Below are 21720 nucleotides of genomic sequence, written 5' to 3'. Positions count from 1 at the left end.
TGATCGGTCGGTAGGTTACCAGTGTAAGCCGAAAGGACCGCTCATGACCGTTGTTTCCAGCTACCTCCGCGATGAATGGGTCGCCCCCACCAACCCCACCGACGCCCGAGAGGTGCGCGACGCCTCTACCGGAGAGGTGGTAGCCGAGGTTTCCACCCAAGGCCTCGACCTGCTCGGCGCCCTCGACTACGCCCGCACCACGGGACAGCGCAGCTTGCAGGATCTCACCTTCCACGAGCGCGCCTTAAAGCTCAAGGAGCTCGCCCTGTACCTTCACGAGCACAAAGATGAGCTCTACAACGAGGCGCACAAGGCAGGCGCGACCTCACGCGACAACTTCGTTGACGTTGACGGCGGCATCTCCACCTTGTTTACCTTCTCCTCCAAGGGACGGCGCGAGATGCCCAACGCCAATGTGATCGTCGACGGCCCGGCCGAAATTTTTGCCAAGGACTTCTCCTTCCAGGGCCGACACATCTACACCCCGCTGACCGGAGTGGCAGTCCAAATCAACGCCTTTAACTTCCCTGTTTGGGGCATGTTAGAAAAGTTCGCCCCAGCGTTTATCGCCGGCGTGCCAACCATTGTCAAACCCGCCACCGCCTCCGGCTACGTCACCGCCGCCTGCGTGCGCCTCATGGCCGAGTCCGGCGTTTTGCCGGCGGGGAGCCTGCAGCTGATCTCCGGTTCGCTCGGTGAGCTGCTCGACCACCTCGACTACAACGATCATGTCGCTTTCACAGGCTCCGCCGCCACCGCCCACACCCTGCGCAGCCGCCCGTCGGTACAAGAAAGCGGCGTGCGTTTTACCGCGGAGGCCGATTCCTTAAACGCTGCGGTGCTCGGCCCGGACGCCACCCCGGGCACACCCGAGTTTGATGCCTATATCAAGATGCTCTTTGCGGAGCTAACGGCGAAGGCCGGCCAGAAATGCACCGCCATCCGCCGCGCGATTGTGCCGCACAACCTTGTCGACGATGTCGCCGGGGCTCTCCAGGCGCGCGTTGAAGACAAAATTGTTGTGGGCGATCCGCGTGAACAAGGCACCACGATGGGCCCGCTAGTGTCCACGGATCAAGCCGCTGACGTTGCCGAAGCTGTCCGCACGCTGATCGACGCCGGCGGCACCCTCGTCACCGGAGGCCCCGACACTGTCGACGGCGCTTTCATCCAACCAACGATCATCACTTTCGCTAACTCCCGCGCGCAGCGCGTCCACGACACGGAAGCTTTCGGCCCGGTCGTGTCCATCCTCGGTTACTCCGACATTGATGACGCCATCGAGCTCACCGCCCGAGGCAAAGGCTCCCTGGTCGCATCGGCGGTCACCCACGATTCGGAGACTGCCCGCCGCTTGGCCGCTGGCATCGCCGCCCACCACGGCCGCCTGCACTTCCTCGACCGCGAGGACGCAAAGACTTCGACCGGCCACGGCTCTCCCCTGCCGCACTTGATCCACGGTGGCCCCGGGCGCGCCGGCGGCGGCGAGGAGCTCGGCGGGGTGCGCGCGGTCAAGCACTACATGCAACGCACCGCCGTGCAGGGCACGCCGAACCACCTGACCGCAATCACCGGCGAGTGGCACCGTGGCGCCGAGGTAAATCGTGTCACCCGCGCCGATGTGGAGCGCGGCGCGCTCCACCCTTTCCGCAAGGACCTGGCCACCTTAAAGGTCGGCGACCAGTTCGCCTCGGAGCTGCGCGAGGTCACTTTGGAAGAAATCCTCGCTTTCGCCGAAGAAACTGGGGATACCTTCTACGCCCACGTGGATGAAGATGCAGCCACCGCCAACCCCTTCTTCCCGCGCCGTGTCGCACACGGCTACCTGCTTGTCTCCTGGGCCGCAGGCTTGTTCGTCGAGCCGCAACCCGGCCCCGTGCTGGCTAACTACGGCCTCGAAAACTTGCGCTTCATTGAGCCTGTGACCTACGGCGATTCTGTGCGTGTGGAGTTGACCGCCAAGCGCATCAACCCGCGCGTGACCGACGACTACGGCGAGGTCGCCTGGGATACCGTCCTATACAACCAAAACGACGAGATCGTCGCCCAGTACGACGTGCTCACCCTCGTCGAAAAGGTCGACACCACCTACGCGGAGTGGAAGAACTAGCTTTCGCCCTAAGCCTTGCCTTGCAGTGCCGCGTGGAGTTTGAGCGCGGCGTGGAGAGCGGCAGTTTCCCAACCGTCTTGGAGCGGGGCTTGGCCGATAATGTCGCGCGCCTTGTCGAGCCTGTAGTGCAAGGTGGCGCGGTGGATGAAGCACGCGTTGGCTGCCGCGCTGACGTTGCGCCCAACGTCGAGATAGACCAACAGGGTTTCCCAGTAGGAGTTTGCGGGGGCGTCGAGAAGCTGCGCTGCGTGCGGGCTGATGGCACGCACGGTCTGAGCGTTGAGCTCCCAGCCGAACAGCAACCGCCACGCCCCACTGTTGGCCCACTCCAGCGCGGGCTGCGAAGTCAAGGAAGCCACCTGTGCTACGAAGCGAGCCCGCGCTGCCGCTGAGGCCACACTGACGTCCCCCACCGCTTCCGCCGCACCGCAGGCGCGCACCTTGACGTCGCAGGCCTGCGCCGCCTGGGAAACGTGGGCCGATACCGCCGCGGCGTCCGCGGGGTCACGCGGCGACTCGACTACCGTTACTGTGCTGGACTCCGCGCGCACCAGATACGGCCGGTGCAGTATGGGCCGCGCCAGTTCGCGCCCGAAATTTCTCACCTGCCCAGGAGGCGCATCCACCAAAATTTTGCGCACCGTCAAACGCCCATCACCCGGCAGCAGGTCGCGCTGCTTCGCCTCGGCGAGAGCCGGTTCGTCACCGCTGAGGATAAGCCGCAATAATTCGCTGTTTTCGGCGGCGATCTCGGACAAAACGCCGTCTTTGCGAAAGACCAGCTCAGCAATTTTCACCGCGGCGCGGGCGGCTGTGTCGATGCAGGATTGCTCGAGCGGGGGTTCGTCGATAAGCCACAAGTGCCCCACCAGCACCCCGAGGTGCCACAGGGGGATACACACCCGCCCGAGCATGCGGTAGTTATCGTTCGGCGGAATACGCACCGGCTCCTTCGACTGCTGGATACCAAACCCGAGCAACCACGGCAGCGGCTCTAAGGGTGGGGTGCGCTCGAGGATGGAGCGGATGCGGAACTCGTCGATACCTCCGTCGAGGGCCTGGGCGGAGGCGCAGATGATGTGCAGGTTAGGCGAATCAACTTCGACGGCGCGTTGGATCGCGGCGGCAAGTTCGTCCGCCGCCTGCTGAATGAGGCGTATTTGCGACATTTGTCGGAAAAACTTCCTAGATTTGTTCGATGACAGGCACAAGTGTGATGAGCATAATACTTTCCTAACACTAACCTATGTCGCACATCACACTGGAGGGTCTTTATGAGCCAGGTCAACTACGCACCACCCGGACAGGTGCCCGCCTACGACGAAGGGCTCAAGCGACGGGTGAAAAACCGCCACCTCCAAATGATCGCCTTCGGCTCCGCCATCGGCACCGGCCTCTTCCTCGGCTCTGCTGCCTCCATCGCCTACGCCGGGCCCGCAGTTGTGTTGGCCTACGCCCTGGTGGGCTTCATCATCTACTTCCTCATGCGCATGCTGGGCGAAATGGCCGTCGAGCACCCAGTCTCCGGCACCTTCGCAGCCTACTCCCGCGAGTACCTAGGCAGACGCGCCGGGTTCATCACCGGCTGGAACTGGTGGTTTACCTCGGTTGTCGTCGGCATGCTCGAGCTAACCGCAATGGGCACCTTCCTTGACTTCTGGTACCCAACAATCCCCCATTGGTTAACGGCCCTCGTCTCCCTGGTAGCGGTAATCGCCATCAACATGCTTCACGTCGGCGTCTTCGCCGAAGCCGAATACTGGCTATCTTTCATCAAAGTCGCAGCCCTCATCCTCATGATCCTCGGCGGCCTAGCATTAGTCTTTGGTTTGACACCAGAGCCCGCCGTGGGCTTTTCCAATCTGTGGGAACACGGCGGCTTCATGCCCAACGGCGTATCCGGGATCTTATTCTCGCTCGTGGCCGTAGTCTTTACCTTCGGCGGCATCATGTCACTTGGCAGCGCCGCTGGCGAAACAGCAGACCCAGAAAAAGCTATCCCCAAAGCGATTAACTCCGTCATCTGGCGCATCCTGGTGTTCTACATCGGCGGCATCGGCGTCATCGTCATGCTGACCCCATGGAATCAACTGGAAACCAACGAAAGCCCCTTCGTGCGCGTACTTGCCACCGTAGGTATCCAGGCGGGCGCTACCGCCCTCAACGTGGTGATCATGGTGGCTGTGGCCTCCGTCCTCAACACGATGACCTACTCCGGCAGCCGCATGCTGCGCGACCTTGCTGACAACGGCCAGGCACCACCGTTTTTCGCCGCCACCACCTCCAACGGCCTGCCACTGCGCGCCCTGCTTTTCAACGGCGCCCTCATGGGCATAGTGGTTATTCTCAACTACTTCTTCGAGGGAAAAATCTTCATCGTCCTTCTAGCCATCATCACCGGAGCAGAATTAATCACCTGGACTGGTGTGGCCCTGTCTCACCTAAAATTCCGCCAGCGATTCGACAAAGCCGGCACGACCACCCGCTTCAGGGCACCTCTGTACCCCATCGCCAACTACGCGTGCATTGCCTGCTTCGCCGTGGTCATCACCTTGATGGCCTTATTGCCCGAGTTTCGCACGGGCCTCATCGCGTTGATCTGCTGGATTTTCACCCTCGGCCTTATCTGGCAGGGCAAACTCGCCCACGACGCGCGCCGCGCTTCGCACACAACCACCGCCGGAGACGCAACGTAACACCGCGGCAAAAACCTACATAACTAACTGAAGGAGAAAATTATGGCAACCATGACCATCGGCGAGTTCCTCATCAGCCGCCTCAAAGCCCTCGGCATCACGGAAATCCTCGGTGTCCCCGGCGATTTCAACCTGAGCTTTCTCGAGCAGATCAGTGAAGCAGAAAACTTCCGCTTCGTGGGCACCTGCAACGAACTCAACGCCGCTTACGCCGCCGACGGTTATGCCCGACTCCACGGGATCGGGGCTCTTTTGACCACCTACGGAGTCGGTGAATTATCCGCCCTCAACGGCATCGCCGGTGCCCGAGCGGAGCATGTCCCCGTCATCTCCCTTGCCGGCGCCCCGCCGCAATACGCCACCGAGTACCGCTGGAACCTGCACCACTCGCTTGCCGACGGCAACTACGACAACATGCTCGACGCCTTCCGCCCCTTTACCGAAGTAGCCATCCGCGTCTCCCCCATGAACGTCGTCGAAGAAGTCGACCGCGCCCTGCGTAGCTGCGTGCGCGAGAAGCGACCCGTACACATCCAAATCCCCTCTGACATCACCCACCTTGAAGTGGAGGTTCCCGACGAGCCTTTCACGGTAACTTTGCCCAGCAGCGACGGGGAGCGCCGCAAAGCTGCCGTCGAATCTTTCCTCCACGCCTTCGACAAGGCAAAAAAGCCGGTGCTTCTTTTGGACCAAGACACCAACCGCCACGGTTTTACTGAACTGTTTCGCCGCATCATCGACCGGGCCCAGATCCCTTTCGCGCACATGTCCTCGGGCAAGGCGCAGCTCAACGAGCGCCACCCGCTGTGCATTGGCACCTACAACGGCGCAGCCTCCGCCCCGGGGGTCCAAGACGTGGTGGAAGGCTCTGATTTCCTCATCACCACCAACCCGCGCTTTATCGAGGTCAACTCCGGCAACTTCACACACTCCCTGCCCGAAGCCAACGTCATCAACTTCGGTGACCAGCACATGAAAATGGGCGAAGATTTCTACGTGGGCATCAACTCGCTGGAGGTCCTCGAGGACATCGCCGCTTCTCTCCCGGAAAAGAAAGCCACCGACGCACCTGCGCATCCAGCGCCGGAATACAGCGTCACTGCCTCCGCACCTTTAACCCAGGCCCGGCTGTGGCCGCGCATGGCCAACTTCATCCGCGAAGACGACGTGGTCGTTGCAGAAGCGGGCACCTCAAACATCGGGTTGGGTCCCCAGCGCATGCCAAACGGCGTCACCTACATCAACTCCCCCATCTGGGGCTCAATCGGTTTCACCCTGCCAGCACTGATGGGAGCCATGTTCGCCGCACCGCAGCGGCGCCACCTGTTGTTCATCGGCGATGGTTCTTTCCAACTCACCGCCCAGGAACTATCGACGATCCTGCGTGAAGACCTCGCACCGATCATCTTTTTGATCAACAACCGCGGCTACACCATCGAAAGGTTTATCCTAGGCATGGAGCAGGAGTACAACGATATCCAAAACTGGCAATTCGGTGCGCTGCCGCGAGTATTCAAGTCCGACACGTCCATGAAGTCCTACCACGCACGCACCGAAGGCGAACTGGAGGAAGTTCTGGCCGAGCTGGAGGAAGCCGATCACGGCGCTTTCGTCGAGCTGCACCTCGACCCCTTCGACGCGCCGAAAGCGCTCCAGGCCTTCGGTCCCGCCACCGCCACCTTCGACTTCGGCCCGCGCGGCCCCCGCAACCCCGAGAATTAATAAGGAGATAACACCTCACCATGATCCGCCCCGATCTGGACCATCTGCCCGCCTATGTCCCGGGCGCACGCAATGAAACAGCCGTGAAGCTGTCCTCCAATGAAATCGCCGAGGGCCCCTTACCCAGCGTCAAAGAAGCGATGGTGGCCTCGTTGGAAACTGTTAACCGCTACCCCGATATGGGAGCGGTTAAGGTGCGCACCGCCCTCGCCGCACACCTGGGAGTCAATGTGGAGCAGGTTGCCGTTGGAACGGGTTCTTCCGCGCTGTGCCAGCAACTGGTGAGCATCACCTCCCTCCCCGGCGACGACGTTATCTTCCCGTGGCGCTCATTCGAGGCCTACCCTGTTTTTGTGCGCATCGCGGGCGCGAACCCGGTGCCGGTGCCCCTGACTGCGGATCACCGCGTCGACCTACCAGCACTGGCCGGTGCCATCACCGAGAACACGAAGCTAATCTTCGTGTGCAACCCGAACAATCCCACCGCCACCACGATCACCCGCACCGAGTGGAACGAGTTCATGGAGGCTGTGCCGGACAGAGTGCTCGTCGCCCTCGACGAGGCATATTTTGAATACAACCTTGCGGGCACCTCACCGGTGGCCACGGAGGAAATCACCAAATACCCGAATGTGGTGGGGCTTCGCACCTTCTCCAAAGCCTACGGCCTCGCGGGGGCACGCATCGGCTACGCCTTCGGGCCTGAAAGGATCATCGCCGCACTGAACAAGGTCGCCGTTCCCTTCGGCGTAACCTCGCTGGCGCAGGCCGCCGCGCTAGCTTCGCTACCGCTTCACGACGAACTCCACGCCCGCATCCACACCACCGCCGAACAGCGTCAGCGACTGCACAAAGTGCTGGAAGAATTGGGCTGCCCCGAGTCGCAAACCAACTTCCTTTGGCTGCCCGCAGACTCCCTTGGTGCGGACCCAGTTGAGTTCGCAGCAACCCTGGCCCACCACAACGTTTTGGTGCGTGCCTTCCCCGAAGGCCTGCGCGTGACCGTGACCAACGCAGCCGAAACCGATGCTTTCCTGACAGCCTGGGAAGCGGCACGTAGCTAGCCTCACCTGGCTGGACTAGCGACAAGGGGCGCCGGCAGATCTGCCGGCGCCCCTTGTCGCAGGTGTTTAACCGCTAATTACGTGCGGCTGGCCGAGGCCCTTCAGGCCGTCAACGCCGAACTCGACGCCGTAACCGGAGTGACCCGCACCACCGAAGGGGATACGCGGATCAACGGCACCATGGTTATTGATCCACGTGGTTCCCGCCTTGAGACGCTCAGCCACCTGCAGGGCACGCTCGCGGTTAGAAGACCACACCGACGAACCAAGTCCCACGTCCAAAGAATTCGCCATCTCCACTGCCTCATCGATCGTGGAGTAACGCACGATCGGCAAAGCCGGGCCGAACTGTTCCTCGACAACAAGTGCATTGTCCGGGTCGATGTCTGCGACCAGTGTCGTGGGGTAGAAAAAGCCCTTCTGCTCCTGGTCCGGCTCGCCACCGAGAACGACCCGCGCCCCCGCGGCTTTGGCCTTTTCCACCAAGTCGGCAACGATGTCGTATTGTGCCTTGTTCTGCAATGGGCCGAGAACATTGTTTTCATCGAGGCCCTCGCCCATAGGCACGTTCTTCGCAAACTCCGCAAGCGCGTCAACTACCTCATCGTAGATCGAGTCCGGCACGTAAAGGCGCTTCAGCGCAGCACAGGTCTGGCCCGTGTTGATGAAAGCACCCCAGAAAAGTCCTTCGGCGATGGCGGCCGGGTCGACGTCGTCAAGCACGATGCCTGCGTCGTTGCCGCCGAGTTCGAGCGTCAGGCGCTTGTAGGTCGGCGCCGAAGCCTCGATGATCTTCTGGCCGGTGGCAGTGGAACCTGTGAACATGATCTTGTCCACGTCCTCGTGCTCGGACAGCGCCGCACCAATCTCACGATCGCCCGAGACGTAGGTGAGCACGCCTTCCGGCAAAGCGGAGTTAATCACATGCACCAGCGCCTTGACCGACAACGGCGTGTACTCACTGGGCTTGACCACCACAGTGTTGCCCATCCGCAACGCCGGCGCAATCTGCCATACGGTGATCATCATCGGCCAGTTCCACGGCCCGATCGCACCGACGACGCCAAGCGGACGGTAAGTAAGCGTGGAGTAAGTCTGCCCGTCGTCCACCACTACCTCCGGCTCAAGCTCGAAGGAGGCGGTAGCGCGCAGCCACGCGGAGCACGCGCCCACCTCAAAACGGGCGTTCGGGCCATTGAGCGGCTTGCCCTGCTCGCGGGACAAAAGCTCCGCCAAAGGCTCGGCGTTGGCGTCGACGGCATCGGCCGCGGCCATCAGCATGGCGCAGCGCTGTTCATGAGTGGTGGTGCTGAAAGACTCGAAGGCAGCGCGCGCGGTCTCTACCGCCGCGTTTAGGTCAGCGACCGTGTCGGTGTCTGCAAAACCGACACGTTGGCCCGTGGCGGGGTTGAGGATCTCGCGGCCACCCTCACCTGCGTCGACCGCCTGCAGCAGTTCCGCAAACGAAGCGTAGGTGGGGAAAGTGGGGGTGCTCATTAGTGGACTCCTTCTCGTGGATTGATTCGGACCCCCCTATCCTCCCATGAGTTCTTGAACACATATTTCAACCTGGTGTAGTCTACTTCACAATTAGCGCATTAAAAGTATCCTGCGGAAGAAGCACAAAACAGGGAGCCCAGCATGACGGTGAGCACTGGCACCGCATTAAACCTCGCCGCTTGGCAAGACGCCACCTCCGCGTTCGGGGAACTTCGCTTCCGTGTCCCCAACCCCGTCGGTTTCCGTGCCTCCATCCGGCGCATGGACATCGACGAGGTCAGCCTGTTCTACTTGGATACCCCCGCCCACACGGTTTCCCTCGACGAAAACCGCTGCGTTATGGCGCCCGCCTGGTGCAAACTCAGCCTCCAGCTCGCGGGAGAGGTGCGCGTCAGCCAAGACGGCAGGACCGCCCAACTTGGACCCGGCGACCTCGCGCTCTACGTCACCAACCGGCCCTACAGACTCGACTACGTCGGCCCGCAACGCAGCTTAGTCATGCTCTTTCCCGCCAAGCTGGTGCAGCTATCGGAGGCAAGTATTCGCACCATCACCGCCCGCACCGTCTCCTCCTCGCAAGGGTTAGGGACCGTCATCGTTCCCCTGTTGCGGCAGCTTGCCAACAATTTTTCGCTTCTCGACGGCCCCCACGGCAGCGCCTTAATCCATTCCGCCCTCGACATGTTGGTGGCAGTACTCGCCGCCGAGCTAGATCCCGACCACGGCACCAACCGTGCGGACACTTTCATCCGTCGGGCCCACTGCTTCATCGACGCTCATCTCGCCGACCCCCAGCTCAGCCCCCGCCACATTGCTGACGGCCTTTACATCTCGGTGCGACACCTCCACGGATTGTTCTCCGGCACCAATACGACGGTAGCTGCCGTCATCCGCAGCAAGCGGCTGCGGGCCCTGCGCGCCAAACTCGCCGACCCGGCGCGAGCCGATGAATCCATCGTCACTCTCGGCACGGAAGTTGGCCTTCCCGACCCTTCCCACCTGTCGCGGCTATTTAAGGCCGAATACGACATCAGCCCCTCGGCCTACCGGAAGCAGGCACTCGGGGCTGACACTTAAACGCAGTTCACACTAGCGCGCGTAGGGGTCGCGCACACCGATATGTTGGACCTCGGTGTATTCAAACATGCCTTCCTGGGCACCTTCTCGGCCGAGGCCGGAAGCCTTCACCCCGCCGAAGGGAATGGAAGCGTCGGATACAACGCCCGCGTTGAAGCCGACGATGCCGAACTCCAGGTTGTCGGAGGCACGGAACATAACATCAGGGTTTTCGGAGAACACGTAGGAAGCCAAACCGTACTCGGTGTCGTTGGCCATCTCCCACGCCTCCTCCTCATTGGCGAAGGTGAAGATCGGGGCGATGGGGCCGAAGATTTCCTCACGGAACACCTTCGCTTCGCGCGAGGCACCAACAATTACGGTCGGCTCGAAGAAGAAGCCCTTCCCCTCGATACGTTTGCCGCCGTAGATGACGCGGCCACCGTTTTCAACGGCGTCCTCAACAAGCTCCTCCATGCGCTCGACGGCCTTCTTTTCCACCAACGGGCCAAGCTCGACGCCCTCATCCATACCGTTGCCGATCTTCATGGCCTTGACGGCCTTGACAAACTTCTCGGTGAATTCCTCAGCCACCGACTCGTGGACAAGAATGCGGTTGGCGGCGGTGCAAGCCTCACCAATGTTGCGCAGTTTCGCGGCCTTAACCTGCTCCACCGCGGTATCCATGTCCGCATCAGCGAAAACGATCGCCGGGGCGTTTCCACCAAGCTCGAGCGAGACTTTGATGATGTTCTTCGCCGCTAGCTCCATCAAAGAGGAACCGACCGGGGTGGAGCCGGTAAACGACATCTTGCGCAGCCGCGGATCCTCCATGATCGGCTCGGAAACATCCGCAGCCGACTTGGAGGAGACAATGTTGATCACCCCAGCGGGCACACCTGCCTCAATCATCGTCTGCACAAAGTATTGCATGGTCAAAGGCGTCAGCTTGGCCGGTTTAATAATCACGGTGTTGCCCGCCGCCAAGGCCGGGGCAATCTTGCGCGTGGCCATCGACAGCGGAAAGTTCCACGGAGTGATCAACAGGCACGGGCCGACAGGCTTGCGCACCGTGACCATCCGCAGGCCCTTCGCCGGGTATTTATTTGTGTGCCCGTAAAAGTGGTTGGCCTCCTCGGAAAACCACAGCAGGTAATCGGCGCCGTAAGCGACCTCCCCCTTAGCCTCGGTGAAGGATTTGCCCATCTCGAGGGTCATGATGGCGGCGAACTCATCGGCGCGCTCCATGATGAGGTCGTAGCCCCGGCGCAGAATCTCGGCACGGGTGCGAGGGGCAGTGCGCTCCCACTGTTGGCGCGCAGCGTGGGCGGCATCGAGGGCCGCGATGGAGTCCTCACGGGTGCCGGACGCCATCGTGGCGATGACCTCCTCCGTCGCCGGGTTGACAACATCGAAGGTTTCTCCCGACGATCCCTCACGCCACTCACCGTTGATGTAAAGGCGCTTTTCCACTTTGTCCAGCAACTGTGTGATGTTTAGCATCCAACGTCTCCTTTCATCTACTCTCAACCTCAATCAGTCGCCCACGAAATCGGCGGCTAAACTACGCGCCGAGTTGGCAAGCATTTGCACGTCAGCTCCGACAAGTACAAACGCCGCACCCTGATCCAGATACGTGCGCGCCTGATTCAGATCAAATGCGTTGACACCAACTGGTTTACCAGCATCCCGGGCGGCGCGGAAGGTTCGGGCAACAGCCTCCAACACCTCTGGGTGGGTCTGCTTGCCGAGCAATCCCATCGACGCCGCCAGGTCAGAAGGCCCCACAAAGACCTGATCCACACCATCAACTGCAAAGATGGCCTCAGCATTTTCCACGGCCTCCACCGACTCGATCTGCACGGTTAGGCTCACCGTCTCACTGGCTCGATTGAGGTAATCCTCCACGCCATTCCAACGCGAGGACCGAGCCAGTGCGCTTCCGACGCCGCGCACACCGCGCGGCGGATAGTGCATCGCGGCAACTGCCTCCTGCGCTTGCTCAGCGGTGTTGACCATCGGAACCATGAGGTTTTGCGCCCCCAAATCCAGATACTGCTTCATCAAAGCGGTATCTAACTTGGGCAAACGCACGACCGGGGTGGCCGGCGAGGCGGCGATCGCCCGCAAAAGCTCGAGGATCGTTTCCAAACCGTAGGGTGAGTGTTCGGCGTCGATAAGCACCCAGCTAAAACCAGCATTGGAGATGATCTCCGCGTTGGTAGGCGAACCGGAAGTCACCCACGCGCCCACCAGCGGAGACTGCGCCCGCGCGAGCCGCGCGCCGAAAGTTTCCGGGAGTTCTAAACGAAACGACATGTAATCGCCCCCAATTCTGCGTAATCTGCGTGGACCGTGTCGCCCTTTTCTACCCACATGGGTTTGGTGAAGGAGCCAGCGAGAATGATGTCGCCGGCGTTGAGCTTGTCGCCGTGGCCGTGCAGCCGGTTGGCTAACCACGCCACACCCATCGCAGGGTGGTTGAGCACCGCCGCCGCCACACCCGTATCCTCGATCGACTCATTGCGGTACAAAAGCGCGGAAACCCAGCGCAAATCGACCGCGTCCGGGGCAACCGGGTTGCCGCCGTAGACCATCGCGCCCATCGCTGCGTTGTCTGAGATGGTGTCCACAATGGTGCGGCCCTTCATCTCGATGCGACTCGAAAGGATCTCAAGCGCCGGCACAACGTATTTCGTGGCATCTATGACATCGAAGATGCTAGCGTTCGGCCCCGATAAGTCCTTTTCCAGCACGAAAGCCAACTCAACTTCGATGCGCACATTGGAAAACTGGCCGTGCTCGATGACCGCACCATTTTCGAAGACCATGTCGTCGAAGATGGCACCGTAATCGGGCTCAGTGATGCCGGTGGCTTCCTGCATCACCTTCGAGGTCAATCCAATTTTGCGGCCCACTAGCCGACGGCCAGCCTCTTGTCCACGACGCACCCACTCGGCTTGGACCGCGTAGGAATCCTCCACCTTCATCTCCGGGTAGCGCTTGGTCAGAAGCGGGATCATCGTGCGGTTTTTCTCCGCCTCCGCCAACTCGTCGGCGATCGAGGCGAGGATGTCCTTATCCAGCATTGTTCACTCCTGCCCTAGAGGCTGTGCCCCAGCTTGTACTCGCCCTGCTTCCATTCCGGCAACTTTTCGTCGGAGTCCTCACGGGTGTAAGAAAAGCCATCGGCGCCGATCGTCTTTTCCATCTCGGAGGAGTCGGTGCGGCTGACCAAGTCAACAAGATTGCCGTCGAGATCCAAGACGCGGGAGCCGTCACGATACCAGGAAGGCACAACCGGGGTGCCCCACCAGTCGCGGCGCTGATTGTCATGGACATCCCAGGTCACGACCGGATTATCGGGATCGCCTGTGTAGTAGTCCTGAGTGTAGATCTCCACCCGGTGACCATCCGGATCGCGCAGGTACAAGTAGTAGGCGTTGGAAACGCCGTGACGTCCCGGACCACGCTCAATGCGGTCAGACTCGCGCAAAGCGCCAAGCTTGTCGCAGATGGCGATGATGTTGTGCTTTTCGTGCGTGGCGAAGGCGATGTGGTGCATGCGCGGGCCGTCACCGCCGGTCATCGCGGTGTCATGCACGGTCGGCTTGCGGCGCATCCACGCCGCGTAGACGGTGCCCTCCTTATCGCGAATATCCTCTGTGATGCGAAATCCCAGCTCCTCCATGTACTCGACGGCTCGCGGCACGTCCGGGGTGATTTGGTTGAAATGGTCGAGGCGAACCAAAGCGCCGGGAATATGTACGTCATACGCCCAGGCGAGGCGCTCGACATGCTCAACGTCGTAGAAGAACTCGTAGGGAAAGCCCAGCGGATCCTCCACGCGCACCGAGTCGCCGATGCCCTTGACAAAACCCTCCTTGCGGCGCTGAACGCGGCAGCCGCGCTCCTCGTAGAAGGCGACGGCCTTGTCTAGGTCCTCCGGGGAACGCACCCGGTAGGAAAATGCGGCAACAGCCGGAGTCTCACCCTTGCGCAGAACTAAGTTGTGGTGGATGAACTCCTCGAAAGTGCGCAGATAGATCGCATTATCGTCCTCGGCCGTGACAACAAGGCCGAGGGTGTCAACGTAGAAGCGGCGAGACTCAGCGAGATCGGTCACGACGATCTCCATGTAGGCGCAGCGCAAAATATCTGGTGCTTGAGCAGTCATGGTTTTCTCCTTGTGCGAGGGATAGGCAAAGGCTTTACTTGCCTTGTTTGCCGAAGACGGGGTTGTGGACCTCACCGAGGTTGATGTGGACGGCCTGCTGATCGGTGTAGAAGTCGATCGAACGGTAGCCACCCTCATGGCCGAGGCCAGAAGCCTTCACACCACCGAAGGGGGTGCGTAAGTCGCGGACGTTATTGGAGTTGAGCCAAACCATCCCTGAATCGACGTTTTGGGCGAAGTTGTGGGCGCGCTTCAAATCGGCGGTCCAGATGTAGGCGGCCAGGCCGTAGGCGGTGTTGTTGGCCAATTCCAGCGCTTCTTCCTCAGTGTCGAACGGGGTGATCGCGACTACCGGGCCGAAGATCTCCTCCTGGAAAATGCGCGCCTCAGGTGCAACGTCTGCAAACACGGTGGGTTGGACGAAGTTGCCCTCCTCGAAGCCTTCCGGGCGGCCACCGCCAGCGACGAGGCGGCCCTCAGTTTTGCCGATCTCGACGTAGCTCATGACCTTTTCGTAGTGCTCCGGGTGCACCAGCGCACCGACCTCCGTGGTCGGATCTGCGGGCAGGCCAACCTTCACGTTGGCTGCCTGCGCCGCGTAGCGCTCGACGAACTCGTCGTAGATCGAGCGCTGAACCAAGATGCGCGAGCCGGCCGTGCAGCGCTCACCATTTAGGGAGAACACGCCGAAGATGGTGGCGTCGATAGCCGCCTCAAGATCCGCATCAGAAAAGACGACGGCTGGGGACTTGCCACCGAGCTCCATCGACAGGCCTTTGAGGTAGGGCGCGGCGTTGCCGAAGATGATTTGGCCGGTGCGGGACTCGCCGGTGAAAGAAATCAACGCAACATCCGGGTGCTTGACCAAAGGATCCCCGGCGAAGCCTTCCTCACCGAAGCCATTGACAAGATTGAACACGCCCTTCGGCAGCCCAGCCTCCTCAAAGATGCCGCCCCACAGGGTCGCCGACAGCGGGGTGAACTCAGCCGGCTTGAGCACAACTGAGTTGCCGGTGGCGATCGCCGGGGCCAGCTTCCAAGACTCCAACATGAAAGGTGTGTTCCACGGGGTGATCAGGCCAGCTACGCCGATCGGCTTGCGGTTGACGTAGTTGATTTGGCGGCCGGGAACTTTAAAGGCGTCGTCGGTCTGGGCGACGATCAAGTCCGCGAAGAAACGGAAGTTCTCCGCCGCGCGATGGGCCTGACCTTTAGCCTGGGTTATCGGCAGGCCGGAATCGAAAGACTCCCAGGCGGCGAGCGTCTCGGCGCGGGACTCGACGATGTCCGCGATTTTGTGCAGGACACGGGAACGCTCGCGCGGCAACGCCTTCGCCCACGGGCCGTTGTCAAAGGCATCCTTTGCCGAAGCAACGGCGCGGTCAATGTCTTCCGGTTTGCCGGAGGCGGCCTTGATATAGGGTTTGTTGGTCACTGGGTCGATCACGTCGAACTCGTCGCCGTCGATCGACTCGACGTACTCGCCGTTGATGTAGTGCAGGATTTTCTCGGGCAGGTTGTCGGGCTTTGCTGCGCTGTTGTCGTAGCTCATCTCTGGTTTCTCCTTGTAGGGTAGGGGGCCGTGTGAGGAATTAGGGTCAGGGGTGGTTTAGGTCGTTTCGGTGGCCGGAGTTTCCGCGAGGTGATCGAGGTAGGTTTTCAGGGTGGCCAGGCGGTGTCGCCGGGCCACCGACTCGATGTAGTCCGGCGACGCTTCCGCCCGAATCAGGTCGATGATCTGGGTGTGCTCGCGCACAGACTCCGCGGCGCGGCCGGGTACGTAGCGGAAGGTGGACACACGGTAGCGGTCTAGTTCCTCCCATTCGCGCTGCACCAGCGCCACCAGGCGCTGGTTCGGGCACGCCCTGAAAATGCACGTGTGGAACTGTTGGTTGAGCGCGGTGAAGGCCACCGCGTCGAAGCTGCCTTCCGTGTTGGTCAAATACTCCATCTCCGCGTTGATCGACGCGGCCTCGTCTAAGTCCTCCTGCGTGACGAAGGGCACGGCCAAAGCCGTGGCAGAAGCCTCCAGCACAGCGACTGTTTCCATGATCTGTGCGTACTCCTGCCGGTTGAGGGTGGACACCTTCGCACCGACGTTGTGCTCGTAGGTAACCATGCCCTCGGCTTCCAAAATGCGGATCGCCTCTCGCACGGGAACGACACTGACATCGAGTTCCTCCGCGATGGTGGAGAGCACTAGCCGGTGCCCGGGTTCGTATTCGCGGGTGCGGATCCGCTCCCGGATCCAGTCGTAGGCCCTGGCCGATTTCGATTGCTGCTTGATGCCTACTGCGGTTTCAGCCACTTCTTACACACCTCCTTTGCGGTAGTTAGCGCTGGGGCTACTGCTTGCCGTGCTCCGCGGCGTACTTTTCATAGGCTTGTCTCATCTCGCCTGTGGGTGGGAACATGCCATCAAGTTTGTGGCCGTTTTTGACTTGCTCGGCGACCCACTCGTCCTCGCGTTCCTTGGCCAGTGCCGCATCGACTACTTCTTCTGCCATCTCGCGAGGGATAACCACCACGCCGTCGTCGTCGCCGACGATGATGTCGCCCGGGACAATAGCGACGTTGCCGCAGGCGATGGCGAGGTCGAAGTCCCACGGGACGTGGCGGCGCCCCAGCACTGCCGGGTGGGCGCCCTGGGTGAAAACAGGAAGCCCGATCTCCTTGACGGCGGCGTAATCCCGCACTTTTCCGTCGGTGACCACACCCGCGGCGCCGCGGTTGAGCGCGCGCAGAGCCAAAATATCGCCTAATGTTCCGGACTCGGACTGCTGGCGCGCCTCGATGACGATCACCTCGCCTTCTTCCACAGCGTCGAAGGTCCGTTTCTGGGCGTTGAAGCCGCCACCGTGGGTTGCGAAAAGGTCTTCGCGCTCCGGGAGGAAGCGTAAGGTACGTGCGGGCCCGACCATTTTGGTGCCTGGAGTCTGCGGGTACACGCCCTCGATGACTACTTGGTTGAGCCCCCGCGAGCGCAGCTCGGCGGACAGCCCGGCGGTGGGAGCTTCCATGAGCTTGGCACGCAATTGCGCAGAGATGGCGTAGGGGCTGGCGGGAAGGCCGGCTTGATTGCGGGAGCCATAAGCGTCTTCCCGGAGGGTATCGTTTGTGGTTGGCAGTAGACCTAAGGAGGCGTCGAAGTTCCCGGGCCCCTCGACGACGCGGGTAGTTAGCTTGCCGGAGGTCGCGCCGGTGGCTGGATGGTCCACTTCCACCTCGACGACGTCTCCATCTGTGACCACGGTTGAACCCTGCGGGGTGCCGCTTAGAATAATGTCGCCGGGTTCAAGAGTCATGTGTTGGGAAAGGTCCGCGACGAACTGGGCAAGCGGGAAAATCATGTTCTCGGGGGAGGACGTGTCTTCTTGGGCGATCTCCCCGTTGACCCAGGTGCGCAGGCGCAGGCCGGCGGGGTCGATTTGGGCGGCTTCGATGTAGTTCGGGCCGATCGGGGTGTAGCCGTCGCGGGACTTCGAGCGCGTGTTGGAACCTTTGTCTTGTGGTTTGTAGTCGTAGATGCCGAAATCGTTGGAGGCGGTGACCCAGCCGACGTAAGACCAGGCGTCCTCCAGCGTGACCCGGCGGGCCTTGCGGCCGATGATGAGGGCGATTTCGCCTTCGAAAGCTAGCAGGTCGCACCCAGCGGGCCTTTCAATGTCGCCGGAGGGGGCGAGGGAACTGGCCGCTTTAAGGAAGTAGGACGGCGCCTTGGGGCGGCGGCCGCGTTGGGCCGCACGAGATTCAAAGGCCACGTGGACGGCGATGACTTTGCCGGGTTCAACGGGAAGTTGTGCGGGGTTGGTCATAACAAGGTTCTCCAGATCTTTAGGGGCGTCTTCCGTGTTTTCCGTGTTTTCCGGCCGCTCATCTGGCCGGAAATCCTTAGCTACGGGGAACTTTTGGCAATGCCTTGCGTTTGACCGTGAATCGTATATGATTTCCTCCACACCCGCAAGTGCTTCACGTCACAGTTGAAGCACTGTAGAGACACTCCACACAACTAGACGAGGGTTCGAGATGAGCACTACACAGATGACTAAGGAGCGAGGCAGAGTCGTCGCCGCCACGACCATCGGCACCGCGATCGAGTGGTACGACTACTTCCTCTACGCCGCGACGGCTGGGCTCGTGTTCAACCAACTAATGTTCGCTGGCCTCGGCACGAGCACCGCGACGATCGTCAGCTTTCTCACCGTGGGGCTGTCTTTTCTCTTTCGCCCCTTAGGTGCGTTTCTCGCCGGGCACTATGCGGACAAACTGGGCCGACGCATCGTTTTGATGGTCACGCTTTTCGCCATGGGCGGCGCCACCACCCTCATCGGCCTGCTACCCACCTACGCGACCATCGGCATCTGGTCACCCATCCTGCTGATCGTTTTGCGCATCATCCAGGGTATTTCCGCCGGCGGCGAGTGGGGCTCCGCGGTCCTGCTCACTGTCGAGCACGCTCCCGACAACAAACGCGGCCTCTTTGGCGCCGGACCCCAAGTCGGAGTGCCAGCAGGCCTTTTGCTCTCCTCCGGTGCCTTGGCCGCCGTCAACGCCGTTGCCCCAGGTGACGCCTTCCTCGACTGGGGTTGGCGCATCCCCTTTATCTTCTCCGCAGCCTTGGTGGTCATCGGCTTGTTTATTCGCATGGGCGTCGACGAATCCCCCGTCTTTGACGAGATGGCCGAAATCAAACAGGTGGAGGTGACAAACCCGATTGGCACCCTGCTGCGCAAATTCTTCCCGCTCGTTTTCATGGGCTCACTACTTTTCGCGGCGAACGGCACCGTCGGATACATGACCACCGGCGGCTATATCCAGAACTACACCACCAAAACCCTCGGCATGGATCGCGGCGAAATTCTCCTCGCCGTGACAGTCTCCGGCTTTAGCTGGATGATCTTCACGGCCTTCGCCGGCTTCATCTCCGACCGCATCGGCCGACGCACCACCTTCATCGTGGGATTTATCATCCAGGCAGTCGGCGCCTTCTTCCTTTTCCCGCTGGTCAATTCCGGCGACCTCGGCCGCGTTTACATGGCACTGATCTTCCTCACCATTGGGCTTGGCCTTACCTACGGGCAGACCGGCGCAACCTACGCGGAGTTCTTCCCGGCGTCTGTGCGCGCCTCCGGCGCGTCTATCACATACGCACTCGGATCCATTTTGGGTGGTGCCTTCGCCCCGACAATCGCCGCGGCCCTCTACGCAGGTACGGGTTCAACCTGGGCAATTACCGGCTACCTTGTCACCGCCTCCCTCGTTGGCCTGGCCGCCGCAGTCTGCCTCCGCGAACGCAACGGCATCCCACTCGGCCACGACTATGAGCCGGTGCAGTCCTCGGGCCACTTCATCTGGCAGGAGCCGTGGCAAGAGCACTTGCAGCGCTTCAACGTCACCTCCCAGGGCATCGGAGTCCAGGAGGTTCCTGCACCCACCCCTGATTCGACACACACCTAAATCGTATATCTTCTCGCCACTTCCCCCTCCCCGCGTGAAAGGACAAGGATCATGCACTTCCACAACAGCGGCTACGTCTCGCGCAATCCGCTCATCCACGACCCGAAGGGCACGGGCATCGACCGGCCTGCGCACCTGCCCGACACGATGGATGTGCTGATTGTCGGCAGCGGCCCCGCCGGCGCCATCGCCGCCGCGCAACTATCAATGTTTCCCCATGTTCACACCCGCATTGTCGAACGCCGCGACGGCCGCCTTGAACTCGGCCAGGCTGATGGCATCCAAGCGCGCTCCGTCGAAACTTTCCAGGCCTTCCGCTTTGCCAACGAGATCACGGAGGAAGCCTACCGAATCACCGAAATGAGCTTCTGGGGCCCAGACAAGAACAACCCAGACAACATTGTCCGCGGCGCACGCCCAATCGACGACGAGGGGGGAATCTCGGAGTTTCCGCACCTGATTGTCAACCAGGCCCGGGTGCTCGACTACTTCCTGCGTTTTGCCAAGCGCGGCCCGGCGCGCATCGAACCCGACTACGGCTTTGAGGTCACGGGCCTGCGAATTGAACAGGGGCAGGAGTATCCAGTCGTTGCTCAGCTTGTGCACTCCGACGGAACCCAGCGCGAGGTCCGCGCGAAGTACGTTATCGGCTGCGATGGTGCGCGTTCGACGGTACGCAAATCTATCGGTCGCAGCCTCAAGGGCGATCAGGCTAACCAGGCGTGGGGCGTGATGGACGTGGTGGTGGACACCGACTTCCCGGACTGGCGCACGAAGTGTTCCATCCACTCGAAAAATGGCTCCATCCTTCACATTCCGCGCGAAGGGGGTTTCCTCGCTCGCGTCTACGTCGATCTCGGAATCGTCTCCGCTGATGACAACCGCAAGATCCGCGAGACTCCAGTTGAGAAGGTCATTGAGAAAGCCAACGCGATCCTTCACCCTTATTCCATCGACGTTAAGGACGTGGCGTGGAGCTCGATCTATGAGGTCGGCCACAGGCTTGTCGACGGCTTCGACGAGTGCGACCACGACGACGAAGATGCCCAGCCGCGCGTTTTCCTCACCGGTGATGCCTGCCATACCCACTCCGCGAAGGCTGGTCAGGGCATGAACGTCTCCATGCAAGACGGTTTCAACATTGCGTGGAAGCTCGGCCAGGTTCTCTCCGGCACTGCCCCGGCCAGGTTGCTGCGCACGTATCACAACGAGAGGCAACCGGCGGCGGCGAACCTAATCAAGTTCGACAAGGAATGGTCTACCCTCATGGCCACCCCAGTTGAGGAGTTGGAAAACCCGACGGCTGTTGAGGATTACTACGTCGCAGCCGAGGAATTCGCCGCGGGCTTTCTCACAGAGTACGAGGAAAACCTCATCACCGGCGACGCCACCCACCAAGCATTGGCGGCGGGCTTTCCCGTCGGCCGTCGCTTCAAGTCCTACCCAGCGATGCGCCGCGCGGACGCGAATCTGCGCCACCTTGGCCACGCGCACTTGGCCGACGGCCGCTACCGCATCTACGTTTTTGCCGACCGCGCGCACCCCGCCGACGCGGACTCGAAGGTGGCGAAGCTCGCCGAGCACATGCATAAGGAGGATTCCTTCTTCAAAAAGTACACCCCCGCCGACGGCCCGGGCGACGCCACCTTTGCCATCCAGGTCATTTACCAGCAGTACTACCGCGACTTTGAAATCACCGACGTCTCCCCCGTCTTCCGGCCCCGCACCGGCTCGCTGATGGTGGAACTGTGGGACAATGTTTGGGCAGCTCACCAGGACGGCGGCCAGGACATTTTCGACGCCCGCAACATCAGCCGCGATGGCGTGGTCGTGGTGGTTCGCCCTGATCAGTACGTCGGTGCGGTTGTGCCCCTCGAAAATCCGGAGGCCTTGGATGCGTACTTCTCGCAGGCCCTTCTGCCGCAGCGCTAGAAAGTT

The 21720-nt window shown here is 61.3% G+C and carries 16 protein-coding genes; 7 read left to right on the top strand and 9 right to left on the bottom strand.

Annotation, left to right across the window (positions count from 1 at the left end):
* Positions 1 to 43 precede the first annotated feature (43 nt).
* Positions 44 to 2110, top strand: a complete 2067-nt coding sequence (gene paaZ / locus VLL26_RS01510; RefSeq protein ID WP_342319380.1) for a phenylacetic acid degradation bifunctional protein PaaZ — start codon at positions 44 to 46, stop codon at positions 2108 to 2110.
* An 8-nt stretch (positions 2111 to 2118) separates the two neighbouring features.
* Here paaZ and VLL26_RS01505 read toward each other — a convergent pair whose 3' ends face one another.
* Positions 2119 to 3279, bottom strand: coding sequence for a helix-turn-helix domain-containing protein (locus VLL26_RS01505; protein WP_342319379.1), 1161 nt, complete (start codon positions 3277 to 3279; stop codon positions 2119 to 2121).
* A gap of 105 nt (positions 3280 to 3384) precedes the next feature.
* Here VLL26_RS01505 and VLL26_RS01500 point away from each other — a divergent pair, with 105 nt between their 5' ends.
* The 3 genes from VLL26_RS01500 to VLL26_RS01490 are packed head-to-tail and all read left to right on the top strand — an operon-like array spanning position 3385 to position 7592.
* Entirely contained in the window at positions 3385 to 4806 is a 1422-nt protein-coding gene (locus VLL26_RS01500; protein WP_342319378.1) for an amino acid permease, read from the top strand.
* Between the two features lie 42 nt (positions 4807 to 4848).
* Complete coding sequence (locus VLL26_RS01495; protein WP_342319377.1) at positions 4849 to 6528, top strand: alpha-keto acid decarboxylase family protein; 1680 nt, start codon at positions 4849 to 4851, stop codon at positions 6526 to 6528.
* A gap of 20 nt (positions 6529 to 6548) precedes the next feature.
* On the top strand, positions 6549 to 7592 hold the full coding sequence (locus VLL26_RS01490) for a histidinol-phosphate transaminase (protein WP_342319376.1): 1044 nt from the start codon (positions 6549 to 6551) through the stop codon (positions 7590 to 7592).
* Positions 7593 to 7658: 66 nt separating this feature from the next.
* On the opposite strand, the gene VLL26_RS01485 is transcribed toward VLL26_RS01490, so the two are convergent.
* Positions 7659 to 9089, bottom strand: coding sequence for an aldehyde dehydrogenase family protein (locus tag VLL26_RS01485; RefSeq protein WP_342319375.1), 1431 nt, complete (start codon positions 9087 to 9089; stop codon positions 7659 to 7661).
* Between the two features lie 144 nt (positions 9090 to 9233).
* Between VLL26_RS01485 and VLL26_RS01480 the strand changes: the two genes are divergently transcribed.
* A complete protein-coding gene (locus VLL26_RS01480; protein ID WP_342319374.1) occupies positions 9234 to 10169 on the top strand; it encodes a helix-turn-helix domain-containing protein in 936 nt (311 codons plus the stop codon).
* A gap of 12 nt (positions 10170 to 10181) precedes the next feature.
* On the opposite strand, the gene VLL26_RS01475 is transcribed toward VLL26_RS01480, so the two are convergent.
* The 7 genes from VLL26_RS01475 to VLL26_RS01445 are packed head-to-tail and all read right to left on the bottom strand — an operon-like array spanning position 10182 to position 18140.
* Positions 10182 to 11651, bottom strand: coding sequence for an NAD-dependent succinate-semialdehyde dehydrogenase (locus VLL26_RS01475; protein WP_342319373.1), 1470 nt, complete (start codon positions 11649 to 11651; stop codon positions 10182 to 10184).
* A gap of 33 nt (positions 11652 to 11684) precedes the next feature.
* The gene (locus VLL26_RS01470) at positions 11685 to 12467 is read right to left on the bottom strand and encodes an HpcH/HpaI aldolase family protein (protein WP_342319372.1); all 783 of its coding nucleotides are present in this window, start codon (positions 12465 to 12467) and stop codon (positions 11685 to 11687) included.
* A complete protein-coding gene (hpaH, locus tag VLL26_RS01465; protein WP_342319371.1) occupies positions 12452 to 13237 on the bottom strand; it encodes a 2-oxo-hept-4-ene-1,7-dioate hydratase in 786 nt (261 codons plus the stop codon). Before hpaH ends, VLL26_RS01470 begins: the two co-directional genes overlap by 16 nt.
* 14 nt (positions 13238 to 13251) lie before the next feature.
* A complete protein-coding gene (gene hpaD / locus VLL26_RS01460) occupies positions 13252 to 14325 on the bottom strand; it encodes a 3,4-dihydroxyphenylacetate 2,3-dioxygenase (protein WP_342319370.1) in 1074 nt (357 codons plus the stop codon).
* Between the two features lie 34 nt (positions 14326 to 14359).
* The gene (hpaE, locus tag VLL26_RS01455; RefSeq protein ID WP_342319369.1) at positions 14360 to 15877 is read right to left on the bottom strand and encodes a 5-carboxymethyl-2-hydroxymuconate semialdehyde dehydrogenase; all 1518 of its coding nucleotides are present in this window, start codon (positions 15875 to 15877) and stop codon (positions 14360 to 14362) included.
* Between the two features lie 57 nt (positions 15878 to 15934).
* A complete protein-coding gene (locus tag VLL26_RS01450) occupies positions 15935 to 16633 on the bottom strand; it encodes a GntR family transcriptional regulator (protein ID WP_342319368.1) in 699 nt (232 codons plus the stop codon).
* 37 nt (positions 16634 to 16670) lie between these two features.
* Positions 16671 to 18140 (bottom strand): fumarylacetoacetate hydrolase family protein, encoded by a 1470-nt coding sequence (locus VLL26_RS01445; protein WP_342319367.1) that lies wholly within the window; start codon positions 18138 to 18140, stop codon positions 16671 to 16673.
* Between the two features lie 211 nt (positions 18141 to 18351).
* Here VLL26_RS01445 and VLL26_RS01440 point away from each other — a divergent pair, with 211 nt between their 5' ends.
* Complete coding sequence (locus VLL26_RS01440; RefSeq protein ID WP_342319366.1) at positions 18352 to 19782, top strand: MFS transporter; 1431 nt, start codon at positions 18352 to 18354, stop codon at positions 19780 to 19782.
* A 51-nt stretch (positions 19783 to 19833) separates the two neighbouring features.
* The gene (locus VLL26_RS01435) at positions 19834 to 21714 is read left to right on the top strand and encodes an FAD-dependent monooxygenase (protein ID WP_342319365.1); all 1881 of its coding nucleotides are present in this window, start codon (positions 19834 to 19836) and stop codon (positions 21712 to 21714) included.
* The last annotated feature ends 6 nt before the right edge of the window (positions 21715 to 21720 follow it).

Origin of the sequence: Corynebacterium sp. BD556, assembly GCF_038452275.1 — a bacterium.
GTDB lineage: Bacteria > Actinomycetota > Actinomycetes > Mycobacteriales > Mycobacteriaceae > Corynebacterium > Corynebacterium mayonis.
The sequence above is the reverse complement of the archived record's forward strand: the minus strand, read 5'-3'. Positions and strand labels throughout refer to the sequence as shown.